The sequence below is a fragment of the Phycisphaerae bacterium genome (genome assembly GCA_018003015.1).
Lineage (GTDB): Bacteria > Planctomycetota > Phycisphaerae > UBA1845 > PWPN01 > JAGNEZ01.
Genome location: JAGNEZ010000116.1, coordinates 1 through 10,202, shown reverse-complemented (window position 1 = coordinate 10,202; position 10,202 = coordinate 1). Strand labels below are relative to the sequence as shown.

Below are 10,202 nucleotides of genomic sequence, written 5' to 3'. Positions count from 1 at the left end.
TGCGGCACATGTTCGCGCACCACATTCTCAAGCCGGAGCGCACGCCGATCGAGGCCAACTGCTCTACCGCCTGGTCGATACTGATCCGGCATCGAACGTCGTGGCTCCGCTTCCGGCAGACAAGCATCACGTCGATGTCAATAGGTTGCTTCGCTTGCGCCTTCGGTGCGGCGACCGACATCTCCGCCTTGACTGGCTGACTCTGCACGAAAGTGAAGCCCGCTCGCACGACGGCACTGGCGACCGAACTCCATCCCTCGGGTCGAGAGTGGTGATAACTGAAGACGAGCAGTCCCTCGTTCCGGAGAACACGATGGCATTCGGCAAAGACCGCAGCCAATTTGTCCGCAAAGGCGGTTGCGCTCGTGTCTTGGACCTCTTCCTTGTTCCGGGTTGTGGCGCTATCGCTTTCCGGCGCGCCGAGTGTCTGCCAGACGTGGAAAAAGTCCGCCAACTCCGAGTAGTGCACGTTATCGAAGAACGGTGGGTCCGTGACGACCAAATCGACGCAACCATCCACCATGTCAGTGTGCGCCGAGGAACCGCATGTCACGAACAGCCCTCCGGGCGCCTGCCGGGGGTCCGCGCACTGCTTCTCTACGACACCACCGATCGGGTCGCTCAACCCGAACACCTTGTGACCACCGGTTCCCCTTTCGTCTGGCGCGATCTCGAATGGTGACTCACGGTATTCGATTGCCCGTAGCAACCGCGAACGAAACAGCGTCGAAAAGGCGCCCGAGCTCCGAGGTGTACCCCACAGGTTGGCCTCGATCGGCGTGCGCTCCGGCTTGAGAATGTGGTGCGCGAACATGTGCCGCACCGCTCCGGTCCCCTCTCCCTTGTACGAGGCGAACATGTTGTTGAACTCGAGCGTGCCGGAGAACAGGAGGAGCAGTACATCTCTGCTTGCGCCCGCCGGTAGCGACAGAATGGCGTTTCGCAACGTTGCCAACCCTAGCAACTGTCGGGCGTTGAACAACTGATGCCAGTAGCGATAGCCGTAGTTGAGTATCTGCTTGGTGTTGTTCCCTGGCTGGATCGCTACTTGCGGCACTGTCAGGTTTTCCCGAAGGAGGCGCTGCTCGGCCGCTTCGTACTGCCGCACGTCCTCGGCTGTCGCCCGCAGGTACTCTTTGGCCCCATTCTGGCGCAGCACCAGTTTCGCGTAGAGGCGATGCCTTGGTGGTCCGTCCGCCGATCGTGCGACACGGGCGATTGGGAACTCATTCTGACAATGTGGACAAACCGCTGTCGCATGCCGCGCGGGCCCGTAGTTCTGGTCGAAACGATGCCTGCACTCCGGGCATTCGGTTTCGGGCGCGTGGGACAGGCTGCCAAATACCGCGCCGCACGCAGGGCACAGGACCTGAACTGCCGGGTTCTTCGCAGCGTACGCATGGCGCGCAAACTCGTAGGACGAGAAGAGGTCGACGTCGCGCGCGCACGAGGGGCAAGCCAGGATCTTCACCCAGAAGAAGTAAAGCACGTCGCACTCATTCCCATCGCGGTCGATGCTCCGATAGAGCGAACGCAACTCGTCTCCGATTTTTGCTTCCAACGCTGCGTAGCTGGCCAGCAGATCCCGCCTGTCGATCGGCCCAAGTGCCCCCCTCACCGCGGCACAAGCAACAGGGTTGATGTCTCGTCCAACGGCCGTCGCTCCGAGCTTGTGGGCTTCGCCCACGGTCGTGCCGCTGCCCATGAACGGGTCGAACACCACCAACCCCGGGAACCTGGTGCGACTATAGAACGCATCCATCACTGAGGCCCCCGCGGGTACCGCGGCGCCGATAATCGCAGCTCGGAACACCGATCCCAACCGTTGCGCCCACCACTTGTGAACGTGGTAGATCGGCCGATGCACCTCTTTCCGCCAACTCTCGATTTCAGCGACGGTACTCACTTCCTCGAATGGGAAGCCGTCCTCGATAGCGGTCCGGTCGGGACCGTGGGTCGCGTACGGCGCCGCCGCCTCGGCAAGTGCGGACGAAGCTGCCTGTTTCAGAATGCGTGCCATTCTTGAAGGCTCCCTTTCAACTACGGTTCGGATCGAATCGGGTAGCCGTCCCGCCAGCAGTTGAAGTTCCTCAGTGCTGCATTGAAGCACTGCTGCCAGGCCACCGATCAGCGGTTCCGATGGCGGAACCTTGCCGGACTCAACTCGCGACAAGTACGCAACGTCGACGCCCGCGCCTTGTGCGGTTGCCCGAAGCGACAGATTCAACTCGTTCCGTTTTTCGCGGATGTAGGCTTCAAACCTCATGGTGCTGACTTTGGGGGCTGTTGATAGAAAAGTCAACACCCTGTTTAACACAACAATAACGGGGCTGTCCAACCAGCGGCTGGAACGGACAGACCCCTGCCGTCACGGTCCCCGCATTTGGCCCGCTTGGATCTGCTCCGTGCCAGGCCGACGGTTTGACGTGGGCGGGCCAGCGGGGACCGCGCCGTCTGGCCAGCCGTCGTCCGGGCCGGTCACGCCCCTTGCATGCGCAAGGGTCGCGCCTCGGCCCTCCCGCCGGCCGTCCACCGGGGTCTGCCGCTCAGCCGCAAGCCGTTGGGCCGCGGAAGAACCTCCCCTGCGAAGGACGGCGGCTGTGGGCCCCAAGAACCCTGCTACCGCAGCAGAAGCAGTGGCCGTACTGGAGGGCTGTCATGTAGGGGCGTGATCGCGAGCGACCGTCGTTTTCGGCCACGACGTGCGCAGGGTTGGCGTGTCCGAGGAAAATGTGCATGGCGGAGTAGGGTTGCAATTCGGTTAGAATTTTGGACAGAATTCGGAGGCCAGGGGTACCCACGCCGCCTCGGCGTAGAACGCACCCGTGGACCGCTCGAATGTGACGAAACGGACCCGCTGTGTGCTGAATTCCACCCGGCTCACGTGGCCTCTTGACGAATCGCCTGACCAGAGCACGCCAATTCCATCGGACCTAATCTGGACCCCGTTCGGGACGATGTAGTCGAAGCGCAGTCTGCCGCTGGTGGCATCGTACCAGACATGTACCGTGTCCTCGGGCACCCCCGGCGTGGTGTCGTATTCTCCACGCCAGTAGGGGCAAGGGATCCCCTCGAAAACTTCCGGGGCCATGGGCGCGTCACAAGAGCGGATCACGGGCGGGCCGGGCTCAATGCCCTGACGCACGTTGTCGGGCACGTTGAAATCATCCCACCACAACAACGGCGCAAGGCATTCACATTGGATGACGCCCTCGGCCCCCACCCGGCAAGTCTCGTTCCGGCCGCACTGGCCTGCTTCTTCGGCACAGTGGGATCCGTCCGGGGTGTCAACATCCGGCGTGTCCGGAGAATCGGCGCCGGCATCCCTGTGAGCGAGATCGGGAAGTCCGGGTTCCCCAACGTTATCGATCAACGGCAATTCACCAACAACGGCATCCATCGTATCGTCGGTATGAACGCGGCCCGCGCAACCCGCCGCCATGCTCACCACGAGGATCAACATCGCCGACACAGGTCGCGAATTCATCGGAATACTCCTCCCTCCTAGTATCGGCCGTAGAAAGCACCGCGCCGCGGCACGTTCCCGTCAACATACATGAATTCCGTCGCGATCGCGGTTTCTTCGTTCGTCTGGTGCTTCTTGAGCGTCACGCCCTGCGTGGTTTCGAAGCCGAGACGGAACGGGCGCGAGAACCAGAAATTGGAGTGGTTCGGGAGACCATCGTTTCCATCCCACGATTGAAGGATCGAAATGTAGGCGGAATTGTCAAACCAGTAGTCACGCCATGCTACATATAGGTATTTTCCCGCATCCGAATAGGCGGCCGTCCTCAGGCTCGCGCCGATCTTGTAGATAGGCAGCGACGATGGCGCCGACGAGTGCAGGATGACTGACCCATCGACGGCGTCCCCCGTCGTGACCCTGGAAACCTTGAGCTGGAGGTAGTTGGGACTGCCCGCGTGCGAGTAGACCACATACAAATAGGGGGTGGCTGCCTCGCCGGGCGGAAGTCCGTGCAGGCCGATCCCGGCCGCCGCGCCGACACCCGGTCTGCCCAGGATACCGAGGCTCGACTGATAGGTTCCACCGAAGGACACCCAGTCGCTCGAATCGGAGGTGCATCCGTACGTGGGTTCCAGACACTTGCTCACATAAAGGCCGCTGCTTCCGTACTTGCGATAGACCAGGTACAGATATCCGTTGAACGGAACCGCTTCGAAATCGCCATCGGCCTTGATACCGCCTCCAAGACCGCCGAGTGAGTATGTGCCATAGACGGACCCATTCGACGTAAAGTACCTGAACTTGATGCTCCCGTTCGTTGCATCCGCCCAGAAGACATGCAGACGCCCATTCCGAACCGCCATGGTGGGTGCAGTACCGGCGTTCGCATCAGTCCAAGACACCTCCTGATAGGTCGTTCCATTATGGTAGCGAACCCTGATCGTCCCCGTCGACGCCTCCTTCCAGGAGTAGAAGTTCCTGTCGTTGCTGGACAGGGCCCAGTCGGAGTACAGCATGGCGGCGACAGCGCGATCGGTCGTGGCGGTACCGCTGACAACGTAGTCGCCAGTGAGCATCCCGATGGAGCCTAGTGCGTATCGCGTCGCATTGGCAAACACTCCTGAATTGGCGATCAGCTCGTAGGCGAAGTCCTGCAGCGTCGTACTGGTGTCGAGTATTCCCTGCTGAATCACGTCCGAGTAGATCGCGGTTGCAGAAGCGAGACCGGCGCCACTGAAAACCTGCCCCATGGATTCGCCCAGGCCGTTTTCGCTGAATGTGGCCGATCCTTCGGCCCACACGCGCGCGAAGCGTTGCCAAATCGGCCTGTTATTGTTGTAATTGCCGTCTGTATTGCATTCGTTTCGGGCCGCCTGAGTATTGAACTTACAATACTCCCAAGGACCGCAATCGGAGTCCTGACTACAGATCACGCCCGTGAAATCCGAAGTGTCGCCCATCGAGTCGATGCATTTGGCGCTGTCGAACGCGAACCGTTGCGCGTAGGGCAGGTAGGGCACCCACCCGCTCCCAGCCACGAGTCCATGAACTTCGTCGAGGTAGGCACTCTGGTTGTAGGTTCCCCAGGTCTGGGAGAAATTCGCAGCGGCAAAGAGGGCACCATGAATCTGGGCCTGGATCTCGGAGGCGCACTCGTCTGGGTAGTGTGAATTCGGGACATCGTAGTAGACTCCGTGACCGAATTCGTGCCCGTAAAACTGGTACTTATTGGACCAGCCCGAGTAGTCCGTGGGGCTCAGCGGCGTATCCGACGCACTGAAGATGTTCATGTAGTTGTTCTGTGAATCGAAACTTCCAGAAGCAGGGGTCTGGTCATCGTAGTCGATGAGGTTGCGAACGCGTAATGGCTTCGGGTTGGCGCAATCGTTCGACCAACTACAGATCCCAAGGTAGTCATGAAGCCACGTGTCGAGGCTGTCCAGCACAGTCTTCGGTTGTGAAACGAGATGAAAGTACTGGTACCCCGGGTCCACCCATCCATAGGCGGTCGAGTAGGCAACGACGGTGTCGGTGCCCGCCGAATAGAAAGGATCAGTGCAGAAATGATAGAAAGGGGTTGCGGTGTTGCACTTCCAGTCTGTATCGAAGGGCGCCGAATGGCATTCCGCGTCGGTTGTACAGAGTTTTACACAACTGCTATTGACGCAAGTATAGCCAGTCGAACAACCCCCTCCACAGCCAGGGGTATTCGCGTGGTCGCGCGCGGCCACGTTGGTGGACACTTCCTTGCTGGCGTATGGCCACGTCCGAGCCTCCACGTCGACGACCTTCTGTGTCCCTGCATCCACGCGAACAAGGTGTACGCCATCCGGAGTCTGCACGAGGTAACGTAGCACCGGAACCGCTTCGAGGCTCTTCGTCCACTTCTCAACGTGATATGCGGGACCCTCGTCGCTGATTAATTGCGCAGGTGCGGAAAGCCTCTCGGAGATCAGGTCCGTGACTTCCGCCGAGAACGCAGGAAAGATTTCCGAAGTGTTTTCTACCACTCGAAGACCGGTCAGGAAGGTTGAAGATATTGAGAGGAGGCGACAAGCCTTCGGATCAATGCGGAGTACGATGGCACTGCCTTCGACCTCCAATCCTGCAAGTCGTTGCACGAATTTGATTGCGCTAACGTCCCCGTGAAGCGGAATATGAATACCTGGAGCAAGGTCGGTTCTGGGGACTTCAACGCCCAGCAACCGCGCGAACTGCTGAAGGACGCAGTCTGCCCCGGACACAACCTCCTCGCAACTGCACCCAAGGTCTGAAAGGTCGATAAGGCCCGAATCCCGGAATACATGGCGAGCCGCGCCGGAGTAGTTGAACCGGACGAGGAGATCATCAGCGGCGCTGGCGCCTACCAGTTTCTCGATGTCTTGGATTCGGATTCCCATGTCCCGGTTCCTGCCTGGAGAATCGTCAGGCTGTGACATCGGCAAGATCGATGCGCTGGCGCGGATGCTGGGCACCGTGAACACGAACATGAAGAGATACGGCACGAGCAGGATACGAACAAGGTTCCTAGCAGTATGGTGCATGCTCTCCTCCTGGTGCGACGTGCCTTGCCACAACCCTGGTCGATACCCGTCCGCATTGTCGCGCGCATGGACAGTGAAGACGGTCACCAAGATGTGTGATGTTACCCCCCACCGGGGCAGTCGTCAACGGCCAATTTCGGCGCGAGGACGGTGGCGGGCGCGTCTCACCCAGATAGGACCGTGGAGTGGGAATGTCCATGTTTCCGGTCTATCCAGGCCGCGGCCCAACCAGCAGTTGGACCTGACAAAGCCCTGTCGTCACGGTCCCTGCATTTGGCCCGCTTGGATCTGCGCCGTGCCTGGCCCGCGGTTTGATGTGGGCGGGCCAGCAGGGACCGCGCCTCCTGTCCGTCCCCGGTCCAGGCCGGTCACGCCCCTTGCATGCGCAAGGGTCGCGCCTCGGCCTTCCCCGGGGCCGGCCACCGGACTTTGCAGGTCAACTGCAAAGCCGTTGGACATCGCGAGAACGCTCCTGCGATGGGCAGAGTCAGCGGGCCCCAAAGCTCGACGGCAACTTCGTTGAAGTTTCGCGATGAGTGGGGGGCTATGGGCCCACACGCCTGCGCGAAACCTTGGGGATAACGTCGTCGGTGGAACCACAGGGCTTATCGGCCTGCGTCACACGCATGAAGTATTGCGATCGGCAAGGTAACCCAAGGAGTTCATCGTTCGAAGCTGGATGTCGTTGCCCACATGCCGCCCGCGTCGATGGTGACTCTTTGTGCAAGCCAATCGTCTGGCGGAGGTATTGTTGCGCCCCTTGCCTTCGTCTCAGGCGGGAGATAACCCGTATTCTTTGTACGGGATGCATCGAACGCAGCCCTGGCCGGAAGTCGTCGAGCGACATAGCGATGGACGGTGACGAGTCGTCGCGGCCACGTTGAGGCCATTTCTCGCGAGTCTTTCCCCCTCCCCAATCCGGGCCTGAGTCGGCAGCGGTGGTGGATGGCGTTGTGGGGAGTGGGCGGCCTGGTCAGGCCCCGGCGCGGGCCATGGCTCCCATCCTGGCGCTGGCGAGCACCAGGGTATCTCGGACGATGTCCCGCAGTTGCTGCCAGGGCAATCCGCGATTGCGGTCCGCGCGGAAGTAGACGGCCCGCAGAAGCCACAGGACGTTGTAGGCGAGGACGCGCATGAGGCTGCAGACGAGGAGGCCGTTGCCCTTGCGGGTCCAGTGCCCTGCGTCCTCCTTCCACTGGATGTCCAGCGTGCCGTAGCAGTCGTTCTCGACGCGCCAGTGGCGGCGGACGAGGTCGAGGCACTGCCGGGGGACCAGTCGGGCGGCGGGCAGGTTGGTGACGAAGAGCCGCTCGTCCACGACGCGCTCGGGCTCGCCGTCGCGCTGCTCGACGCGGCGGACGATCCAGACCTGTCGCAGGTGGGTCCAGTCGAGCCAGCCGGCGAGGTCTGTGGTGCGCCAGAAGCGGCGCTGTACGCGTTTGCCGCGCTCGCGCTCCCAGTCGGACGCGGCCATCGGGGGCGTGCTGTCTGCCAGCGGCACCAGCATGCGCCGGGCCTCGTCGTGCAGGTCGGGCTGGTTGCCCTTGAGGCCGAAGACGTAGGCGAAGTGGGCGTCGTGGACGAGTCTGGCGTTGGCCTGCGAGCAGAAGCCCGCGTCCATGGTCAGGATCTCGAAGAGCCGGCCCTTGTCGTACTCGCGCTTCAAGCCGTCCAGGAAGGCCGGCAGCACGCCCATGTCGTTGGTGTCGGCCGGGATGGGCATCTGGTCGATGCAGACCGGCGCCGCCGCGCTGACCAGCACGGCCCGGACCACCCGGAAGTGCCAGTAGGGCGTCCCGTTCTCCTTGTGGCTCCGCTGGCAGTAGTCGTTGACCTTCTCGTCGCCCGTCCAGACGGTCTTGCCGTCGATGGCGACGACGCCCACCGGCAGGCCAGAGGGCCGCAGCGACTTGCGGTGAAACTCCTCGTGCACCTGGGCGTGCAGCTTGCGCCGCACCTGACCGGGGTCCAGCCGCGACACCAGGTCCGACAGCGCCGTCCGCCCGATCCGGCAGACCACCCGGCCCGACAGGTCCCGGCCCACCGCCACCGCCCGCCTCGCGCTCTGCGACAGCAGGCACAGCGACAGGATGGCCGTCCGCCAGACCCGCGCCAGCGAGTACCGCTTCCCCCGCGCCGCACGGGGGTCCGTGATGCCCTGCGACTGCAGCGCACGCTGGCGCTTCCTGAAATGTGCTTGGATCACCCGGACATTGGCTCGTACCATCATGGGGACGGCTCCTTGCGGGGCCCGCGCCGGCCCCGCTCTCGTGGGGGGTGGGTGTAGCCGCCCACCCCCCACAACGCCGTCCCTCTCAAGACACCAGCGCTGCGACCAGCGCCAAGAAGACGACCGTCATTGCCCCCGCATACCCGCGAATTTGCGATCCGGTGGCCCGATGGCGGCCCCGCCGCGCCGCGCCTGCACCTGCTCCACCGACGGTCCACGACTTCCGGCCAGGGCTGGCATCGAACGAACGTGTGTTGACACGAGTGATGTTGTGGATTACATGTTGCTTCCGTCTCATGTTGGAGAAATAGATGAAACTGGCCGACGCTGCGATTCACGACGCGAAACTGATGGGGTGGGCCCTTCTGTTCAGCGCCATTTGGGGAGGAGTTGCGGGCATCGTCTTCATGCAGTTCTCGGGTGGTTCCCACATGGCCTGGTACAACGCATTCATCGGCGGCGCCGTCATTGGTCCGGCCTTGACGCTTGTCTTTGAAAGTCCTCTCCGACGTATCGTTCAGGCGATTAACGGGATTGGCTTCGGCTGGGCCTTGGTCCTCCCATTCGCGATTATGCGCTTCGTTTTCAGCTGGCCTGCTGTGATGTTGGCGAACCAGTTCATGGCAGCGAAATCATCTCACGGCCCCGATCCTAGGCCTATCCAGCGGCTTGAGCCGGCTCGTGTTGCCGTGCCTTCACAGACCGTTCCGGAGAAGTCGGGTCCGCACGCCTGTCCTGATTGCAACGGTCCCGCTCCGCTCGGGCGGAACGATGGCAAATGCTCCGCCTGCCACGGCAGTGGTTTCGAGTCAAATATTGTCGATGCGACAGCGGCGTCGCTTGCTGGTACAAGCCAGAAGTGCACGCGGTGCGGCGGCTCAGGTAAGTGCCCAACGTGCGGTGGCCAGGGCTTCCTTTCGTGACTCCCTCATTGACCCGTGCAGTCTGCGCTTCTTCAAAGAAGTCGATTGATTGGCGTTGCCGCTATTCCGGACGGTCGGGGAAATTTGCCGGCAGCACCCTTGGGACAGTGGTAGGACTGCGATGTCCAACCAGCAGTTGGACCTGACAAACCCCTGTCGTCACGGTCCCTGCACGCGGCCCGCTTGGGTCATCACTGCGCTTGAAACCTCGACCTGACGTGGGCGGGCCCGCAGGGACCGCGCCGCCTGGCCAGGCCCCGTCCGGGCCGGTCACGCCGCTCGCACGGCCGGCCCTGCCGGGCCATTGCGCGAGCGGCTCCGGGCAGGGCAGGGCCGGCAGGACCGGCCCGGCAAGCGTCGCGCCTCGGCCCTCCCGGGACCTGTCCACCGGGGTTTGCAGGTCAACTGCAAGCCGTTCGACCCACCCCAGGCCCCCTCGATCCGCACTCGCGCTCCTCGCTCGCAACCCAACTTGACCGCCCCTCTGCTTCTCCTGATACTACCCGCGGCCGCGATTGCGGAATGGCAATTCGCACGGG

At 62.3% G+C, this 10,202-nt stretch carries 5 protein-coding genes; 1 reads left to right on the top strand and 4 read right to left on the bottom strand.

The features are described 5' to 3' along the window. The 4 genes from KA354_24495 to KA354_24480 form a co-directional block, all read right to left on the bottom strand. On the bottom strand, positions 1–2,338 hold a 2,338-nt coding region (locus KA354_24495), incomplete at its 3' end, for a helix-turn-helix domain-containing protein (protein ID MBP7937812.1). A 423-nt stretch (positions 2,339–2,761) separates the two neighbouring features. Then, entirely contained in the window at positions 2,762–3,487 is a 726-nt protein-coding gene (locus KA354_24490) for a hypothetical protein (GenBank protein MBP7937811.1), read from the bottom strand. 17 nt (positions 3,488–3,504) lie between these two features. Then, a complete protein-coding gene (locus tag KA354_24485) occupies positions 3,505–5,823 on the bottom strand; it encodes a hypothetical protein (protein MBP7937810.1) in 2,319 nt (772 codons plus the stop codon). Between the two features lie 1,660 nt (positions 5,824–7,483). After that, positions 7,484–8,740, bottom strand: a complete 1,257-nt coding sequence (locus KA354_24480; GenBank protein ID MBP7937809.1) for an ISAs1 family transposase — start codon at positions 8,738–8,740, stop codon at positions 7,484–7,486. 311 nt (positions 8,741–9,051) lie between these two features. Between KA354_24480 and KA354_24475 the strand changes: the two genes are divergently transcribed. Then, positions 9,052–9,663, top strand: a complete 612-nt coding sequence (locus tag KA354_24475; protein MBP7937808.1) for a hypothetical protein — start codon at positions 9,052–9,054, stop codon at positions 9,661–9,663. Positions 9,664–10,202: the final 539 nt, after the last annotated feature.

Excerpts from the sequence above, each read along its gene's own strand:
- KA354_24490 (MBP7937811.1), bottom strand. The coding sequence starts at position 3,487 with ATGAATTCGCGACCTGTGTCGGCGATGTTGATCCTCGTGGTGAGCATG.
- KA354_24480 (MBP7937809.1), bottom strand. The coding sequence starts at position 8,740 with ATGATGGTACGAGCCAATGTCCGGGTGATCCAAGCACATTTCAGGAAG.
- KA354_24475 (MBP7937808.1), top strand. The coding sequence starts at position 9,052 with ATGAAACTGGCCGACGCTGCGATTCACGACGCGAAACTGATGGGGTGG.